Origin of the sequence: Faecalibacterium prausnitzii, assembly GCF_003287495.1 — a bacterium.
In the GTDB taxonomy this organism is placed as follows: Bacteria; Bacillota; Clostridia; order Oscillospirales; family Ruminococcaceae; genus Faecalibacterium; species Faecalibacterium prausnitzii_I.
Window position 1 is genome coordinate 419247 of sequence record NZ_PRLE01000001.1, and the last position, 15849, is coordinate 435095.

18 protein-coding genes are annotated in these 15849 nt (G+C 60.6%); 4 read left to right on the forward strand and 14 right to left on the reverse strand.

Going from position 1 to position 15849, the window contains the following annotated elements; genetic code table 11:
- The first annotated feature begins 187 nt into the window (after positions 1-187).
- The 3 genes from C4N22_RS01975 (at position 188) to C4N22_RS01985 (ending at position 1678) form a co-directional block, all read left to right on the forward strand.
- Positions 188-655 (forward strand): hypothetical protein, encoded by a 468-nt coding sequence (locus C4N22_RS01975; protein WP_112147809.1) that lies wholly within the window; start codon positions 188-190, stop codon positions 653-655.
- A 40-nt stretch (positions 656-695) separates the two neighbouring features.
- The gene (locus C4N22_RS01980; RefSeq protein ID WP_022256468.1) at positions 696-1025 is read left to right on the forward strand and encodes a hypothetical protein; all 330 of its coding nucleotides are present in this window, start codon (positions 696-698) and stop codon (positions 1023-1025) included.
- Between the two features lie 128 nt (positions 1026-1153).
- Positions 1154-1678, forward strand: coding sequence for a phosphatase PAP2 family protein (locus tag C4N22_RS01985; protein WP_112147810.1), 525 nt, complete (start codon positions 1154-1156; stop codon positions 1676-1678).
- 70 nt (positions 1679-1748) lie between these two features.
- On the opposite strand, the gene C4N22_RS01990 is transcribed toward C4N22_RS01985, so the two are convergent.
- Entirely contained in the window at positions 1749-2486 is a 738-nt protein-coding gene (locus C4N22_RS01990; protein ID WP_022256466.1) for a YebC/PmpR family DNA-binding transcriptional regulator, read from the reverse strand.
- 159 nt (positions 2487-2645) lie between these two features.
- Positions 2646-4196, reverse strand: coding sequence for an RsmB/NOP family class I SAM-dependent RNA methyltransferase (locus tag C4N22_RS01995; protein ID WP_112147811.1), 1551 nt, complete (start codon positions 4194-4196; stop codon positions 2646-2648).
- Positions 4197-4329: 133 nt separating this feature from the next.
- Here C4N22_RS01995 and C4N22_RS02000 point away from each other — a divergent pair, with 133 nt between their 5' ends.
- Positions 4330-4533, forward strand: a complete 204-nt coding sequence (locus tag C4N22_RS02000; RefSeq protein ID WP_112147812.1) for a hypothetical protein — start codon at positions 4330-4332, stop codon at positions 4531-4533.
- Between the two features lie 86 nt (positions 4534-4619).
- Here C4N22_RS02000 and C4N22_RS02005 read toward each other — a convergent pair whose 3' ends face one another.
- From C4N22_RS02005 to C4N22_RS02060, 12 genes are all read right to left on the reverse strand, one after another.
- A complete protein-coding gene (locus tag C4N22_RS02005; RefSeq protein WP_022256463.1) occupies positions 4620-5024 on the reverse strand; it encodes a Mini-ribonuclease 3 in 405 nt (134 codons plus the stop codon).
- 9 nt (positions 5025-5033) lie between these two features.
- Positions 5034-6317 carry a GTPase ObgE gene (gene obgE, locus C4N22_RS02010; protein ID WP_022256462.1) on the reverse strand — a complete coding sequence of 428 codons (1284 nt, stop codon included), beginning with the start codon at positions 6315-6317 and terminating at the stop codon, positions 5034-5036.
- Between the two features lie 182 nt (positions 6318-6499).
- The gene (rpmA, locus tag C4N22_RS02015; RefSeq protein ID WP_112114710.1) at positions 6500-6751 is read right to left on the reverse strand and encodes a 50S ribosomal protein L27; all 252 of its coding nucleotides are present in this window, start codon (positions 6749-6751) and stop codon (positions 6500-6502) included.
- Positions 6752-6765: 14 nt separating this feature from the next.
- On the reverse strand, positions 6766-7077 hold the full coding sequence (rplU, locus tag C4N22_RS02020; protein ID WP_015563947.1) for a 50S ribosomal protein L21: 312 nt from the start codon (positions 7075-7077) through the stop codon (positions 6766-6768).
- A 153-nt stretch (positions 7078-7230) separates the two neighbouring features.
- Complete coding sequence (lgt, locus tag C4N22_RS02025; protein ID WP_112147813.1) at positions 7231-8289, reverse strand: prolipoprotein diacylglyceryl transferase; 1059 nt, start codon at positions 8287-8289, stop codon at positions 7231-7233.
- Complete coding sequence (gene yfmH / locus C4N22_RS02030) at positions 8286-9599, reverse strand: EF-P 5-aminopentanol modification-associated protein YfmH (protein WP_022256786.1); 1314 nt, start codon at positions 9597-9599, stop codon at positions 8286-8288. The genes lgt and yfmH overlap by 4 nt, the downstream gene beginning before the upstream one ends.
- Positions 9592-10866 carry a M16 family metallopeptidase gene (locus tag C4N22_RS02035; RefSeq protein ID WP_112114707.1) on the reverse strand — a complete coding sequence of 425 codons (1275 nt, stop codon included), beginning with the start codon at positions 10864-10866 and terminating at the stop codon, positions 9592-9594. The genes yfmH and C4N22_RS02035 overlap by 8 nt, the downstream gene beginning before the upstream one ends.
- A 44-nt stretch (positions 10867-10910) precedes the next feature.
- A complete protein-coding gene (locus C4N22_RS02040; RefSeq protein WP_112147814.1) occupies positions 10911-11744 on the reverse strand; it encodes a M15 family metallopeptidase in 834 nt (277 codons plus the stop codon).
- 170 nt (positions 11745-11914) lie between these two features.
- Positions 11915-13114: an aspartate kinase gene (locus C4N22_RS02045; RefSeq protein ID WP_112147815.1), complete on the reverse strand. Its 1200-nt coding sequence runs from the start codon at positions 13112-13114 to the stop codon at positions 11915-11917.
- Positions 13115-13135: 21 nt separating this feature from the next.
- Positions 13136-14041: a homoserine kinase gene (gene thrB / locus C4N22_RS02050; RefSeq protein WP_022256790.1), complete on the reverse strand. Its 906-nt coding sequence runs from the start codon at positions 14039-14041 to the stop codon at positions 13136-13138.
- Positions 14042-14070: 29 nt separating this feature from the next.
- Positions 14071-15306 carry a homoserine dehydrogenase gene (locus C4N22_RS02055; RefSeq protein WP_112147816.1) on the reverse strand — a complete coding sequence of 412 codons (1236 nt, stop codon included), beginning with the start codon at positions 15304-15306 and terminating at the stop codon, positions 14071-14073.
- 45 nt (positions 15307-15351) lie between these two features.
- Positions 15352-15792: an ACT domain-containing protein gene (locus C4N22_RS02060; RefSeq protein ID WP_112114976.1), complete on the reverse strand. Its 441-nt coding sequence runs from the start codon at positions 15790-15792 to the stop codon at positions 15352-15354.
- Positions 15793-15849 lie beyond the last annotated feature (57 nt).

Here is a 15849-nt window from a genome sequence, read left to right on the forward strand (position 1 = left end):
TCTTGCAGAGCATTTTCCACTATTTTTCGTTTTTTCGTTTCTTTTTCCAATTTTTCCGTTCAAAGTCCTTGAAATTCGTCTAAATTTATCTTTCAGCGCTCTCTTGTTGTTTTTCCGCAGTTATGCTATAATCCTGATAAGTGATTCTCCGCCCCTGTGCGGACGTACGAGCGAAAGGAGTTTTCCCATGATGGAACTTACATATCAGAACCAGATGTTGTTGCCCGCATCCTACACGGTTCTCTCCGAAGAGGAAATGACCTATATTGAGGGCGGTGCCATCACAGTCAGTAATGCTACAGCTGCTGTGCTGAATTTTGCGATCAACTTTGCTGTGAATACCATCAAGACCCTGGGCCAGGGTGCCTTTAATGCTGCTTGGAATGGTATGAAAGAGATGCATGATGATGGCCTATCCATTACAGGCTCAGTCAAACATTACTGGGGCCGTCAAACTCCTGCTGGCAAGGCAGGTACGGTTGTGATCGGCAGTTTTGCCGCTTTCTATGTTTATGCACAGACCATGCAGATCATCAACACGGCCGTTGCGATTTATCAGGATATCAAGGCCATCTATGAGCAGACCAAAGCTGACAAGGCTGCCAAAGAGGCTGCCGCTGCTGCCATTCCGAACAACACGCTGGCTGTGGCCTGAGCGTGTCCTGTGTAATTTGAGTTGAAAGGAGTTCTTTGTGATGAAACACCTTTGTTTTCCCGCTTCGTACGCGCGTCTTTCTGAGGAGGAGCAGTGCGAGACCATCGGCGGAGGCGATCTGCGCAGCGCATGGAGCACCTTTACCGACAACCTCCACTTTGGTGATTTTTCCATGGGCAGCGGATTGCTGACATTCTCCATCTCCTTTGTGCCCATGCTGCTGTTCAACGTCATCCGCACCGGATACCGGGCCGCGGAAACGATTTACAACAAGCTGAGCGCCCGGTACGGCTATCAGGACGAGACCCTGACGGCTTTCCAGCAGTATACCGATGAGATGCGCAATAAGCACCAGAAAAACAACGCTTAAAGTCTTAAAAACAAGCAGCGGCAGGCACTCCCAAAAGGTGGGGGTGCCTGCTGCTCTGTCAATGCCACAAAGGGGATGGAGCTGACGGTCCACCCCAGAAACAGAGAGCTCATGAAGAAGGAGCCTTTATGAACGCTGAACTGCAATTTCTCACTGCCCTGCAAGGCCTGCACACTCCTGCCCGGGATGTCGTCATGCTCTTCTTCACCCGGCTGGGCAATGCCGGGTTTGTCTGGATCACGCTGGCGGCTATCCTGCTGCTCTTCCGCCGCACCCGCCGGGCCGGGTGCATTCTGGCGCTGGCCCTTGTGTGCGACCTTGTACTCTGCAACTTCATCCTCAAGCCGCTGGTGCACCGTGTCCGCCCCTGTGACCTGTTGCCCGAGATAACCCTCCTCATCCCCCACCCCAGCGATTACTCATTCCCCTCCGGGCACACGGCGGCCTCCTTTACCGCCGTGGCTGCCCTCTGGCTGGCCGGGAAGAAACGGCTGGCCGGTGCCACTCTTGTACTGGGCGTCTTCATCGCCTTTTCCCGCCTCTACCTCTGCGTCCACTTCCCCACCGATATCCTCGGCGGCGTGCTGGTGGGGCTCGTCTGTGGCTGGCTGGGAAAATGGCTGTGGGAATCTTTCGCTCAAAAACAAGCATGAGAAAAGCCCTGCGGCTCGGTTGTTGAGCCGCAGGGCTTTGTTGTTTGGTTCAGGGGAGAACAAGCCGTACTTATTCCGGCAGGTCCTCTTCGTTCTCCAGGCTGTGCCAGACGTTCTGGACATCGTCGTTGTCCTCGAGGGCGTCCAGCAGCTTACCCATCAGCTTGAGCTGATCGGGGTCAGTCAGGCGGGTGGTGGTCATGGGGACCATGGCCAGATCATCGCTCAGGATCTCGTAGCCTTTCTCCTCCATTGCCTTGACGACAGCGGAGTAGTTCTCGGGATCGGTGGTGATCTCTGCGGCCTCTTCGCCTGCATCGAAATCCTCAGCACCGGCATCCAGAGCATCCATCATGGCCTCGTCGGCATCCTTGTCCTCGAGGGAGATGTCGATGACGCCTTTCTGGCTGAACAGGAAGCCCACGCAGCCCATAGCACCCAGGTTGCCGCCGTTCTTATCAAAGTAGTGGCGCAGGTCTGCAGCGGTACGGTTGCGGTTGTCGGTCAGGGTCTCGACCATGACCGCCACGCCGCCGGGGCCGTAACCCTCGTAGGTGATTGCCTCGTACTCGGTCTTATCGCCGCCCTCGGCTTTCTTGATGATGCGCTGGATGTTATCGTTGGGCACGCTCATGCGCTTTGCCTTGGAGATCAAGTCCGCCAGCTTGCTGTTGGAAGCGGGGTTGGGGCCGCCGGTACGGACAGCCACGCTGATCTCACGGCCGATCTTGGTAAAGACTTTTGCCTTTGCGCCGTCGGTCTTTTCCTTTTTGCGCTTAATATTGTTCCATTTGCTATGTCCAGACATGGGAAAGAGCCTCCTAAATATTCTCAGTGATCTCCGCCTGCGGGCAGACGGGCTGTGGTCGCCCGCATGTGGCAGCACACAAAATCTAACTGTTTAATTCTATCACAATCAGTGCACGCGTTCAAGCCTTATCCGGCCTGTTTTTGTCAAAAAAGAGCGTTACAACAGGCGCAGCGCCTTGGGGTAGTGGTTTTTCACCCGCCCGCCGGACACTTTGCCGCCGCCCAGGGGCCAGCCATCCACGGTCACGCAGCACCAGCCGTCGGCGGCGGCGCGGGCTTCGATCTCCCGGCCCGAGAGATATTCCACGGTGCGGGGGTCGGTCAGCGTCAGCTCCTCCCGGTTGGTGCACTGGGCGCCGAACGCTGTAAAGAGGTGGTGCTCCGGCACAAAACGGCCTTTCTGCACGCTGCCCACAAACACGCCTGCCCGCAGCACATGGAGCGTGGTCTGGGGGAACGGCAGAGGCAGCAGCACCCCGCCGCCATGCACCACCGCCGGGCGCTGGGCCAGCGCCGGGAAGTACCGGGCCGCAAACTCCTGCCAGGCTGCCAGACTCTGGGCCGGGGTGGCTTCCCCTGCCCCGGCGTCCCGAGTGCGGGTATTCCGGCCCTGCACGGCCTCGTGGCAGCTGCGGGAAGCTTCCCTCCGGGCACTGCGGGCATCGGCCTTGTCAAAACCCTTTGCGGGCTTTCCTTTGCCTTTGCCGGCCTTTTTGCCCGCCTGGGCGGCCGCCTCCAGCCAGAGCTGTTCTTCGGGACTGTACTCGCCGGGAGCCGGCAGGACGCGGGGCGTGCCCGCCTTGACCAGCCGGGCCATGAAATGCCCCTCACCGCCCTGGCAGGGCCAGACACGGCGCACTTTGGTCACGTCCAGCGGCAGGCCGCCGGTGCGGTTGGCCTCGCCCTCACTGCCAAAGGTGTAGTCCACATTGCCCAGGGCGTCCGCCAGCGTGAATTCCGGGTGGCGCTGCAAAAAGGCCGCCACCTGGCCCTCATCCTCTTCCGGGGCGAACGTACAGGTGGAATAGACCAGCTGCCCGCCGGGGGCCAGCACCGCCGCCGCGCAGTCCAAAATCTGCGCGCCCAGCTCGGCGCACTGCTTCACCAGCGCCTCGCTGTGCTGGGTGACCGCCACGGCCTCCTTGCGGAACATTCCCTCGCCGGAGCAGGGGGCGTCCACCAGCACCCGGTCAAAAAACTCCGGCAGAGCCTCCGCGATGCGGGCCGGGGCCTCGTTCAGGATGACCGCATTGGGCACGCCCATCCGCTCCAGATTGCTCTTGAGGATGTCGGCCCGGGCAGCCACATACTCATTGCTGACAAGCAGCCCCTGCCCCTGCAGCGCCGCCGCCAGCTGGCTGCTCTTGCCGCCGGGAGCCGCGCACAGGTCCAGCACCCGCATCCCGGGCTTCACGCCCAGCAGCGGGGCCGCCGACGCCGCCGAGGGCTCCTGCGAGTAAAACACGCCCGCATGGTGGTAGGGGTGCCGCCCGGGCTTGAACGTTTCTTCCCGCACCACGAACGCCGCCTTGCAGAACGGCGAGGGTTCCAGCGCCATGTCCGCTTTGGCTGCAAACGTCCCCGGCGTGGTGCGCAGGGCCGAGACGGTCACACCCCGGGCCGCGCTGTCACTGGGGGCGGCATAGAGCGTCTCATACCGCTGCCCCAGCAGGGCCCGCTCCCGGGCTTCAAAATATTCGGTGGGCATCCCACAGACCTCCTTTTGATGTTTTTGTTTTTTCAAAGCCGGGTGCATAAAGCCGCCCCGCCCGGCCACACTAGAGGCAGAGCCAGCGGCCAGTCCGCTTCCTCTTTTTTGAATCGGAAAGGAGCAACCAACCATGGAAAACCGCAGCAATAACTGCAAGAATCAGAGCCAGAACAAAACGACCAACCAGACCAACGACCAGGCCAAGAACAGCACGGCCAACCGGACCACCAACAGCGCCGCCAACGAGCACAAGCACCCCAACCAGTACACCAAGGGTGCCGACGACGAGGGTGCCAAGAACAGCACCCGCAGCTCTGCCCGCAACAGCCGCTAAGCATTCCTGAGCATTCCGCGGCAAAAAGCCCACTGCTTTCCCCTGCACTGTTTTCCAGTGCGGAAAGCAGCGGGCTTTCGCATTGCTTATTTCTCGTTGGGGTCAAACGACTGCCAGAGCGTTTCAAACAGCTCGTGCACCCGGGCCAGCTGGCCGTTGAGGTAGAGCCAGCCCAGCAGGCACTCAAAGCCGGTGGAAGCACGGTACTCCTCCGGGGAGGCGTGCTTGGCCACGCTGGCCTTGCTGGCGTTGCGGCCCCGCTTGAAGACCGCCAGCTCGTCCTCGGTGAAGAGCGGTTCCAGCAGCTGCTCCTCCCGGAACTGCGCCCGGGCCGAGACATACTTGACCTTTTCCGCGTTCAGCCTGCCCGCCGAGAGCCGGTGGTGTTCCACCAGCCGCTGACGCACCAGCAGCTCCAGCACGCTGTCGCCCACAAAGGCCAGTGCCAGCGGGCTGAGCTCGCGGGGGTCGATCTTTTCTGGTTCCTGCATAAAAACCTCTTAGAAAATATAATCGAACTGATAATCGCCGATGAGGATGGTGTCGTTCTCCTGCACGCCCTTTTCCACCAGAGCAGCCAGAATGCCGCTCTCGTCCAGCTGGCGCTGGAAATACTGCAGGCTCTCGTAGTCGTCTACATTGCTGCCGGCCAGGATATACTCCAGCCAGGGCGCGTTGACGCTCCACACATGAGCCTCCATCCGCATGATGGAGAACTCGCGGCCGCCGGCCTTGGGCTCGGGTTTCTTGTACTCGGGCGCAAAGACAGGGATGGCCGGGATGTCTTTCAGGCGGTTGTACACCAGGCCCGGCAGCTCCCGCACGCCCTGCATGGTGGCGGCAGAGATGGGCACAAAGGTCAGGCCCTTGGCCTCCACATACTTGCGGAAGTCCTCGATCTGCTCCTCGGTGGCCAGGTCGCACTTGTTGCCCACCACGATCTGCGGGCGCTCGGCCAGCGCGGGGCTGAACTTTGCCAGCTCCTCGTTGATCTTCTCAAAGTCCTCGATGGGGTCACGGCACTCGCTGCCGGAGACATCCACCACATGCAGCAGCAGGCGGCAGCGCTCCACATGGCGGAGGAAATCGTGGCCCAGGCCGATACCCTCACTGGCACCCTCGATCAGGCCGGGGATGTCGGCGCAGACAAAGCTGGCACCCTCCCCCACCGAGACGACGCCCAGCGTGGGCACCAGAGTGGTGAAGTGATAGTTCGCGATCTTGGGCTTGGCCGCGCTGATGGTGGAGATGAGGGTGGATTTGCCCACGTTGGGGAAACCAATGAGTCCCACATCCGCGATCAGCTTCAGCTCCAGCGTGACCTGAATGTCCTCGCCGGGCATACCGGGCTTTGCAAACTTGGGGATCTGGCGGGTAGGCGTTGCAAAATGCGCGTTGCCATAGCCGCCGCGGCCGCCCCTGGCGATGGTCACCGGGGTGTGGTCGGACAGATCCGCGATCACAAGGCCGCTCTCCGCGTCCTTGATGACAGTGCCCAGAGGCACCTTGATGATAAGGTTCTCGGCATTTTTGCCGTGGCAGAGGCTTGCCCCGCCCTTGCCGCCCTCATCGGCGGTGTATTTGCGCTTGTAGCGGAAATCCATCAGGGTGGTGAGGTGGTCGTCCACGACGAAGATGATATCACCGCCGCGGCCGCCATCGCCGCCGTCCGGGCCGCCCGCGGCCACGAATTTTTCACGATGGAAGCTGACCGCGCCGTCGCCGCCCTTGCCCGCATGGAGCCAGATGGTGGCGATGTCGATAAAGTTGGTTTGTGCTGCCATACAGCCCCTCCTGTTCTCAAAAAAGGCCTTTTCCTCCTCGATTTAGCTCCCATATCAGGGGAGCTGGACGCGCCAGAGCGCGGCCTGAGAGGTTTTATGTTCCAATCAGAAAAGGCCGTCTTCATCAAAAAGAGCCGGGCCCTAAAGGTCCGGCTCTATGGGTTGCAGATTTTAGAAAGAAGTTACTGCTTCACGCTGCACTTCTTGCCGCTCTTGCCCACGCGCTCGAAACGGACGGTGCCGTCAACCAGAGCAAACAGGGTATCATCGCTGCCCTTGCCAACGTTCTCACCCGGCATAATGTGGGTGCCACGCTGACGAACCAGGATGTTGCCGGCCAGAACGAACTGACCATCTGCACGCTTAGCGCCCAGACGCTGTGCTGCGGAATCGCGGCCGTTCTTGGTGCTGCCTACGCCCTTTTTATGTGCCATTGTAATTTACCTCCTTAGCCGTTGATCGCAGTGATCTCAACCTTGGTGAAAGGCTGACGATGGCCCATGCGGCGAGCACTGTGCTTCTTTGCGCGATAGGTGATGATGTTCAGCTTCTTGCCCTTGCCATTCTTGATGACCTTGGCAGAGACGGAAGCGCCCTCAACAACGGGAGCGCCAACCTTGACAGAACCCTCCTCGCCAATAGCGAGAACCTGATCAAACTTCACTTCGGAGTCGGCCTCAACGTCCAGCTTTTCAATGTAGACGATGTCGCCCTGCTCCACGCGGTACTGCTTACCGCCGGTAACAATGATTGCGTACATTTGTTTCATTCCTTTTCGTTGTACTCGCTGGTCGTAAAGGCAGGCCCTCACAGGGGCCATTTGAAGCGCCCACACCAAGCGGCTAGAATAGTATAGCAAAAAAATGCCGGGATTGCAAGGGCTTTTTTGCGCTTTGGGGCAAATATTTTTTGTTTACCCGTTCTTTTGCTGCCGGGCCAGGTTCTCGTCCAGGATCTCCCCCACCTCTTTGTTCCACGCGGCGGTCTTTTCCAAAAATTCCGCACGGGAGGCGGAAGCGGGCAGGCTGCTTTCCGGGCCAAAGAACGCGATCGGCCCGTCCAGCTTCTTTTTCTTGGCGCGGTTGTCCGCGTTCAGGGCCAGCGGCACCATGAGCGGTTTGTCCTTATCCTTGCGGGTCAGGTAAATTTCCAGCGTGAGACCAACGATTACGGCCAGCCCGGCAACGAGCTGGGACACCCGCAGGCCGATGGAGGGCACCAGCATCAGGCTGTCCGTGCGGAGAGCCTCGATCCAGAAACGGCCCGCACCGTACCAGATGAGGTACCGCAGGGTGATATCACCGTTGAACTTCCGCTTTTTCAGGTAGAAGTACAGCAGCGCAAAGCCCACAAAGCACCAGATGCTCTCATAGAGGAACGTGGGGTGGACGGGCAGGTTCGGGTCAATGACAACGCCTTTCTGGGCCGTGACCGTGCTGCCCATGAGGTAGTTGCGGGTGGCCTCGCTGTACATGCCCCAGGGCAGGGTGGTATTGCAGCCAAAAGCCTCCTGATTGAAGAAGTTGCCCCAGCGGCCGCAGCCCTGCCCGATGAGGAAGCCCATGGCCGTCAGGTCAAACATGGGCAGCACGGGCACGCCCCGCCATTTGCAGGCCAGTCCGCCGAACAAAAAGCCGCCGATGATGCCGCCGTAGATGGCAAGGCCGCCGTCCCGGATGGCAAGCATCTCCCAGATGTTTTCATACGCAAAGGGAGCCATGGCAACGTAATAAGCCCGGGCGCTGGCAATGCCCAGCACCACGCCGATAAGGATCACATCCACCATGGCGTCCGGGTCCACGCCGAATTCCTGACAGTGCCGGAACGCAAACACCAGCGCCAGACACAGGCCCACCGCGATGCAGACACCGTACCAGTAAATGTGGATGCCTCCGATGGAGAACGCCACCCGGTTGATCGTGAATTCCAGCCCCAGCCCGGGGAATTGTACCAGATTCGTTAAACTTGTCATGCTTCTTCCTCCTCCCCATCGTCCTCCGGCAGGACAGCGGTGCCGTCCGGCTGGATGTACATGGTTGCCATCCGCTCTTCGCAGAGGATCTGCTGGAGAGCCGCATCGGCATCTTCCGCCTTCAGGCCCGCCAGCGTGGTGATCTGCTGGGCCACGGTCTGGCCTGCCAATGCAAAATCCGCCATCTGGCTGGCCGAGTCCTCCACGTTTTCCAGATTCTCAATGAGCTGGCCGTATTTTTCATTCTTGCAGAGGGTGAAAATTTCACGGTCCACGCCCTCGGCCCGCACCCGGGCGATCTCGTCCAGCAGCAGCTGCCGGACGGTATCCGGCGCGTCACTTTCGCCCGTGAAGAGGATGCAGCAGCAGCCATCCACCCGGAGCACCTCGCCGCCAAAGCCGGGGTTGGTCAGCCCCTCGTCGTAAAGGCGGCGGTAGAGTTTGGACATCCCGCCGCAGATGCAGCAGAGGATCAGATCATACAGCATCTCGCTCCGCAGGTCGCCGGAGGGCAGCGGCTCCTCCTTGAAGCCCAGGCCAAAGCAGGGCTTGGCCACCGGCATCCGGAGGGTCTTTTCTTTGGCCGCCAGCGTCATGGGCTCGTCCCGCCACAGGCGCTGAACCCGCTCTGCAGGGCGGGGCTCCATCAGGCCGTTCCGCTCACAGGCGGCCAGGATCTGCTCCATGGTGGTGTTTCCGGCTGCCGCCAGCACCATGTTGTTGGGGGCGTAGAACGCCTTGCAGCAGTCGTACAGCATCTCGGGCGTGATGGTGGCAATGCTCTCACAGGTACCCGCAATGTCGCTGCGGATAGGGTGACTGTGGTACAGGCACTCGCACAGGCCGGTGATGAGCCGCCAGTCCGCGCTGTCGTCGTACATCTTGATCTCCTGCCCGATGATGCCCTGTTCCTTATCAATGGTCTGCTGGGTAAAGTAGGGCTTGCCCACCATTTCCAGCAGCACGTCCAGGCTCTCGTCCAGCTGTTCCGTCGCCGTAAAGAGATAGCAGGTGCGGTCAAAGGCCGTGAAAGCGTTGGCGTTGGCACCGGTCTTGGCAAACTTGGCAAAGGCGTCCCCGTCCTGGTCCTCAAACATCTTGTGCTCCAGGAAATGGGCCACGCCCGCCGGGAGGTGTACCTCTTTGTCGTCCAGCCGGAAGTCCCGGTCAATGGAGCCAAAGCGGGTGGCATAAATGACATGGGTGCCGGAGTAGCCCGGCATGGGCCGCACAATGACCGTCAGGCCCGAGGGCAGCACTTTCCACTGGTCGGCAGCGGTCTGCTCCAGAACGCTCTGTTTTTCAGGCATGGGTGCTCCCCTCCTCTCGTGTCAGACAGTAGCTGACCGAAAGGGTCAGCGCCCGCAGGATGGCCCGGACATCCTCTTTGGTCACGGCACAAAGGGCCGCGCGTGCTTCGTCCGGGCTCTGGATGGGCCCGCCCCGCAGCACTTCCATGTAATACCAGGTCTCAATGCCGCCGAGGGTATCTTCCAGCCCGGTCATCCCGCTCAGGAGGGAGCGGCGGCAGTCCTCCAGTTCCTCGTCCGTAATGGGCCCGTCGCACAGGTCGGCCAGCTCTTTCAAAACAGCTTTTTCGGCCCGGGCCGCGTCGGCATGCTCCACGCCGCTGTTCACGGCCATACTGCCCGTAAAGCTCTGGAACGAGGACGAGCAGTAATAGCACAGGTGATCCCGCTCCCGGACATTCAAAAACAGGCGGCTGGTCACGCTGCCGCCGTAGAGGGCCATGGCCAGCCGGACGGCTGCCAGCTGCCGGGGCTGCATGGGCTGGCCCAGCGTGAACAGCATACAGAGCTTGGCCTGGGTGGTGTCAAACGTCTCGGTTTTGTAAAGCGGCTCCCGCCGGGGCATGGCCATGTTCTCCGCCAGTGCCGCCGGGGCACGCTCCACCTGAGACAGCTCTTCCAGCAGGGCGTTTTTCACCGCCTCGGTCTGGGCCTCGCCGCAGCCCAGCACGATCAGCTCGATGCTGGCCGCGCGCAGCATCTCGTAGTAAGCATCGGTGAGCTGGCGGGCAGTCAGGCCCTCCACCTCTTCCAGATAGCCCTCCTGCCGGACGCCCGCCGGGCTGTCACCAAAAAACTCCCGGTTGGCCTGCCGCTGGCAGTAGAGGCGCTTCTCGTTCACTTCATCTTCCAGCGCCTTTTTGAGCATCTGTTTTTCAATCTTCACAGCTTCCGGGTCAAAGGTCTCCCCCACAAAATAGGGGTGGAACGCGGTCCCCAGGGCCAGCTCTGCGTATTCCTGCGTCAAGGGCTCCCCCTCCAGCGCAAACTGGTCTTTGATGCCCGTCACGCTGACACAGAGGTTGTGGTTGGCGCCCATGGGGCGGGCATCCACAGTCAGGTCCGCCCCGTAGAGGCGGGCCAGCTTCTTGGTCAGCTGGGTCATATCCGGGCAGTCGGCATAGCCGCGCTCCATCACCAGCGGCAGCAGGGCATGAGCCGTGGCGGTCTCCCGCTTTGCCGGGAGGGCAAAATGGATGCTGACGCGGCAGCGGTTGAATTTTTGCGCCGGGTCCCAAGAAAGGTGTACCCCGGGCGCGATCTCCATTCGTTTCAATTGATATTCCTCATTCGATGTGATAGCTTGGTTTTTCAGGTCTCGTTGGCCGCGCTGAGCTGGCCCAGGGCCAGAAACTCTTCCAGCGAGAGGCCGCTGGCACGGATGGCAAGGGCGTTTTCCACCCCTACATACCGCCAGTGCCAGGGAGCAAAGGCCATGCCCGTGGCCGCCTGCCGGTCCTCCGGACAGCGGAGGATGAAACCATATTCGGCAGCATAAGCCGTCAGCCACTCATAGGCCCGGCTCTGGGCAAACGTCTCATCTTTCGCTGCGCTGTCCGCCGCCAGAATATCCGCCGCGTATCCGGTGGCGTACTCGCTGGCCTCCGGCATGGGCACGGTCAGCGCCGCTTTGGCAGAGGCTTCCTCTTCCGAGAGGCCTTTTTCCAGGTACGCCTGTTTTGCGGCATCAAAGGCAGCCTGCCGGGCAGCCGCGTCCTGATAGCCGGTTTCCAGCGTCAGGGCAATGCCGCTGTTCCGGGCAGCCTCGGCCATGGTGCGGTACTGCTGAGCAGCTTCCGCTTCCAGCTGCTGGCCCGTGGCATCGTCCGCCACGGCAAGCTCCGGAGTGGGCTCCGCCGTCAGGGGGAGGTTCGTGTTTACCAGCGCCAGCCGCCCGTCCGCAAGGTCGAGGGTATAGGCACTGCCGTCATACTGCTGGGCCTCAAACACCTCCGGCCCCGCAATGAGGGCGTGGGCTTTGGGCAGCAGCCAGAGGATGCCCGTGGTCATCAGGACCATGGCTCCGGCACAGGCACCCAGAAAAAGCACCCAGTTACGCACCAGCCGCAGACGGCGGCGGATACGGCGCTGGCGGCGGGTCGGCTGCGGGGCAGCGCGGCGGGGGGTAGCTTGATTTTGCTCCATAACGAATGTTCCCTTCTCACAGCAGTGCAAAACTGCGTCTGCGGCATTTACAGACACAATTTATATTATACACCCCTTTGCAGAAGCTGTAAACGCCAACCGCTGTAAAAGAATTATGAATGCAAAAAGCCTCCCTGCCCAAAACAGGCAGAGAGGCTGAACTCTTTTGCTTAGTCGAACAGCATATCGTGGATGGCGCTGACAGCCTTGTCGGCGTCGGCACGGTCGATGATGCAGGAGATCTTGATCTCGCTGGTGGAGATCATCTTGATGTTGATGTTGTTGTTGGACAGTGCCTCAAACATCTTGGAAGCCACGCCGCTGTGGCTCTGCATACCGGCACCAACGATGGAGACCTTTGCGCAGGTCTCGTCGCAGGTGATATCCTGGAAGTTTGCACCCTCGCGCAGAGCTTTCAGTGCAATGTCGGCATCGCCCTCAGAGCAGGTAAAGCTGATGTCTTTCTTGCCGTCGCGGCCGGTGGACTGCAGGATGATGTCCACGTTGACATTCTTCTGGGCCAGCAGGCCAAAGATCTTGAAGCTGGTGCCCGGCTCATCGGGAACGTTCAGAATCGTAATAACAGCAACGTCGGTATCCTTTGCGACGCCCTTGATCAGCATACCTTCCATGTCTTTGACAACCTCCTTGACGATGGTTCCCGGGACGGGATTCAGGCTGGAAAGCACTTCCAGCTCCACGTTATACTTCTTTGCCAGCTCCACGCTGCGGTTGTTGAGCACCTGTGCGCCGAGGGAGGCCAGCTCCAGCATCTCGTCAAAGGTGATCTCTTTCAGCTTGCGGGTGTTGCGCACCTTGCGCGGGTCGGCGGTGTAAACGCCCTCCACGTCGGTAAAGATCTGGCAGCGGTCCGCGTGCAGGGCAGCCGCAATGGCAACCGCGCTGGTATCCGAGCCGCCGCGGCCCAGGGTGGTGATATCATCCAGCTTGTTCAGGCCCTGGAAGCCTGCCACGACCACCACGCGGTTGCGCTCCAGCTCGGAGGAGATGCGCTCCGTCTCCAGCTTGGTGATGCGGGCCTTGGTGTAGGCACGGTCGGTGCGGAAACCAGCCTGCCAGCCCGTCAGGCTGGTGGCATGGCAGCCGATCTCGTTCAGCGCCATGGCCAGCAGTGAGATGCTGATCTCCTCACCAGCTGCCAGCAGCATATCCATCTCACGGGCAGAGGGGTCGTGGCTGATCTCAGCCGCTTTCGCGATCAGGTCGTCGGTGGTATCGCCCTGGGCAGACACCACGACCACCACGTCATTTCCCGCGTTGTGGGTATTGGCCACGATACGGGCCACGTTGAAGATACGGTCCCGGTCCTTCACCGAAGAACCGCCGAACTTCTGTACGATCAACGCCATAGTTTGTCACTCTCCTTTAATTCACTCTACGGTCGCGCCGGTATTATCGGCATCCAGCCGCAGCAATGTAAATGCTTCACATCCGTCCAGGCCCTCCAGGAGCTCCAGCCCCTTTTCCAGCTTGGAATAGAATTTCTCCGCCGTGGCTTTTTCGCCCACGGCCATCACGGTGCTGCCTGCACCCGAGACATACACAGCCTTGGCACCGCACAGGCGGGCCATCTCAAACACCTCTTTGGAGCCCGGCATCAGGGGCATCCGGTAGGGTTGGTGCAGCTTATCCTCGGTGGCAATGGCCAGCAGGTCATGCCGTCCCTCGCAGAATGCCGCCGGTACCAGCGCCGCGCGGGACAGGTTATACACCGCGTCCTTGTGGGCGATCTCCTTGGGCAGGGCCGCACGGGCCGCCTCGGTCAGGAGCTTGTAGTCCGGCACAATGGCCGCAAAGCAGAGGGTCTGGTCCACATCCCGCTTGACGGAGTAGACCACGCCGTCTTCATACACGCTGCTGGTCAGGCCGCCCAGCAGGGCCGGTGCCACGTTGTCCGGGTGGCCCTCAATGGAAGTAGCCAGCGTCAGCAGTTCCTGGGTGTTGAGCACATCGCCCAGCATCCGGTTGGCTCCCAACAGACCCGCAATGATGCAGGCAGAGGAAGAACCCAGGCCTCTTGCCATGGGGATGGGATTCGTCTGCACGATCTTGAGGGGCGGGATGGTCTTGCCCACCTTATCAAACAGGCCCTTGGCCGAGCGGTACACGAGGTTGGACTCGTTGCGGGGGATGCGGGTGCCGTCCGCCGAGGAAATTTCCAGATGGTCGCTCTCCTCAAACGTAACGGTATTGTAAAGGGTCACTGCCAGGCCCAGCGCGTCAAAACCGGAGCCAACGTTGGCGCTGGTGGCCGGGACCGAAACCTTGATCTTCATGGCTGCACCTTTCCTTTGTTTTGTAACACTCAGTCTTCATCCGGCAGGCGCTTGAGCCACAGCTTGACGCTGCCGCCCACGGCCTCTACCTTGCGGGCTGCCTCGGCCAGAGCCTTTTCATCGGCTTGTTCCACAAAGTAGGAGCAGCCCTCGTAGTGCTCATCCACCACACGGCCTTTGCCGTAGATGGCTTCCGCCACCGCCGGAGCAATCCCTGCCACACGCACATAGTATGCGGTGGGCGTCGGGTCGGTGAGCATCCCATCCACAGGCTCCGCGGGCTGCCAGAACAGGCTGTCGTGGACCTTGGAGCCGTTCTTGAGGGCGTCCACCACATCGGCCACCACGGCGCTGGCGGTGGGCAGCTTGCCCGCGCCCTTGCCGTAAAAGACCACGTCGCCCAGCATGTCGCCCTTGACCAGCACGGCGTTGAACACATCATCCACGCCGGCCAGCTGGTTGGCTTTGGGCACGAGGCAGGGCTCCACGCCCGCGGCCACGCTGCCGTCCTCGCCCCGCTTCATCCAGGCAATGAGCTTGATGACACAGCCCAGCTTCTCAGCAGCGGCCACATCGGCCACCGTGATGTCCCGGATGCCTCGGGTGGGGATGTTCTGGGGGTAGATCTGATGGCCGCAGACCAGTGAGGACAGAATGGCGATCTTGCGGCAGGCGTCGCGGCCATCCACGTCATCGCCGGGATCCTTGGTCTCGGCGTACCCCAGCTCCTGGGCGATCTTCAAAGCCTCGTCAAAGCCCAGATTCTCCCGCACCATCTTGGTCAGCATGAAGTTGGTGGTGCCGTTCACGATGCCCTCCACCTCGGTGATGACATTGGCGGCCAGGCACTGATGCATCGGGGTGATGATCGGCGTGCCGCCGCCCACCGAAGCCTCAAACAGGAACGCGCAGTTGTGAGCCTTGGCCAGGCCCAGCAGCTCGGCGCCGTAGGTGGCCACCATCTCCTTGTTGGAGGTGCAGACGCTCCGGCCGCTCTCGAGGCAGGCCTTGACATAGGGGTACGCAAACCGCGTGCCGCCGATGGTCTCTACCACGACGCGGATCTCAGGGTCTTCCAGGATGGTGTCAAAGTTCTTGACGAACAGATGGGCAGCCGGATGATTGGAGAAATCCTTGGGGTCCAGAATATACTTGACCTCCACCGGCTCGCCTGCCCGGCGGGAGACACCGGCTGCATTGCGGCAGAGCACCTCGTACACGCCGCTGCCAACCGTGCCAAACCCTAAAATTGCAATCTTGGCCATGTATTTTCCCTCTTTCCCTATTGCTTCAAAAATACAGAGTCGGTTTTACAGATTATATCCGCAGTGGACCCCCACCACCATCCGCTGGCGGCTGAGCTTTTCGGTCAGTTCCTCGGGGGTCATCTGCATGGTGTCGGTCCGGATGGTAACGGCCACCAGCGCCGCGCCATTTTCCGGCGTGGACTGATTGATGGTCACGATGCTGGCTCCGGCCGCGCTGATGCCGGCCAGCAGGCTCTGCAAAGCGCCCGTTTCGTCCCGCAGCGTCGCCATGACGGTGATGACCTCCCGGCCATTCTCGGAATCAAAAATGCAATCCTTATATTTATAAAAAGCACTGCGGGACAGGTCCACACTGCGGGTCGCAGCCGAGATGCTGCGTGCCTCGCCGCTGGCCAGAAGTTCCTTGGCGCGTACCACCTTGAGGAAAACTTCCGGCAGGACCTGTGCGTCTACCAGATAAAAGCGGCGTTCCAACTTGTTCACCTCACAAACACAAGTGTTCTTGCAGAGAATATAATAGCATCCGGCCTCACGCATTGC

What these genes read in the sequence shown, in the direction of transcription:
- C4N22_RS01995 (WP_112147811.1), bottom strand. Translation starts at nt 4,196, where the DNA reads ATGCCCACCGAATATTTTGAAGCCCGGGAGCGGGCCCTGCTGGGGCAG.
- lgt (WP_112147813.1), bottom strand. Translation starts at nt 8,289, where the DNA reads ATGACAAGTTTAACGAATCTGGTACAATTCCCCGGGCTGGGGCTGGAA.
- C4N22_RS01985 (WP_112147810.1), top strand. Translation starts at nt 1,154, where the DNA reads ATGAACGCTGAACTGCAATTTCTCACTGCCCTGCAAGGCCTGCACACT.
- rpmA (WP_112114710.1), bottom strand. Translation starts at nt 6,751, where the DNA reads ATGGCACATAAAAAGGGCGTAGGCAGCACCAAGAACGGCCGCGATTCC.
- C4N22_RS01975 (WP_112147809.1), top strand. Translation starts at nt 188, where the DNA reads ATGATGGAACTTACATATCAGAACCAGATGTTGTTGCCCGCATCCTAC.
- C4N22_RS01980 (WP_022256468.1), top strand. Translation starts at nt 696, where the DNA reads ATGAAACACCTTTGTTTTCCCGCTTCGTACGCGCGTCTTTCTGAGGAG.
- C4N22_RS02000 (WP_112147812.1), top strand. Translation starts at nt 4,330, where the DNA reads ATGGAAAACCGCAGCAATAACTGCAAGAATCAGAGCCAGAACAAAACG.
- C4N22_RS02040 (WP_112147814.1), bottom strand. Translation starts at nt 11,744, where the DNA reads ATGGAGCAAAATCAAGCTACCCCCCGCCGCGCTGCCCCGCAGCCGACC.
- yfmH (WP_022256786.1), bottom strand. Translation starts at nt 9,599, where the DNA reads ATGCCTGAAAAACAGAGCGTTCTGGAGCAGACCGCTGCCGACCAGTGG.
- C4N22_RS02045 (WP_112147815.1), bottom strand. Translation starts at nt 13,114, where the DNA reads ATGGCGTTGATCGTACAGAAGTTCGGCGGTTCTTCGGTGAAGGACCGG.
- rplU (WP_015563947.1), bottom strand. Translation starts at nt 7,077, where the DNA reads ATGTACGCAATCATTGTTACCGGCGGTAAGCAGTACCGCGTGGAGCAG.
- C4N22_RS02005 (WP_022256463.1), bottom strand. Translation starts at nt 5,024, where the DNA reads ATGCAGGAACCAGAAAAGATCGACCCCCGCGAGCTCAGCCCGCTGGCA.
- C4N22_RS01990 (WP_022256466.1), bottom strand. Translation starts at nt 2,486, where the DNA reads ATGTCTGGACATAGCAAATGGAACAATATTAAGCGCAAAAAGGAAAAG.
- C4N22_RS02055 (WP_112147816.1), bottom strand. Translation starts at nt 15,306, where the DNA reads ATGGCCAAGATTGCAATTTTAGGGTTTGGCACGGTTGGCAGCGGCGTG.
- obgE (WP_022256462.1), bottom strand. Translation starts at nt 6,317, where the DNA reads ATGGCAGCACAAACCAACTTTATCGACATCGCCACCATCTGGCTCCAT.
- thrB (WP_022256790.1), bottom strand. Translation starts at nt 14,041, where the DNA reads ATGAAGATCAAGGTTTCGGTCCCGGCCACCAGCGCCAACGTTGGCTCC.
- C4N22_RS02035 (WP_112114707.1), bottom strand. Translation starts at nt 10,866, where the DNA reads ATGGAGATCGCGCCCGGGGTACACCTTTCTTGGGACCCGGCGCAAAAA.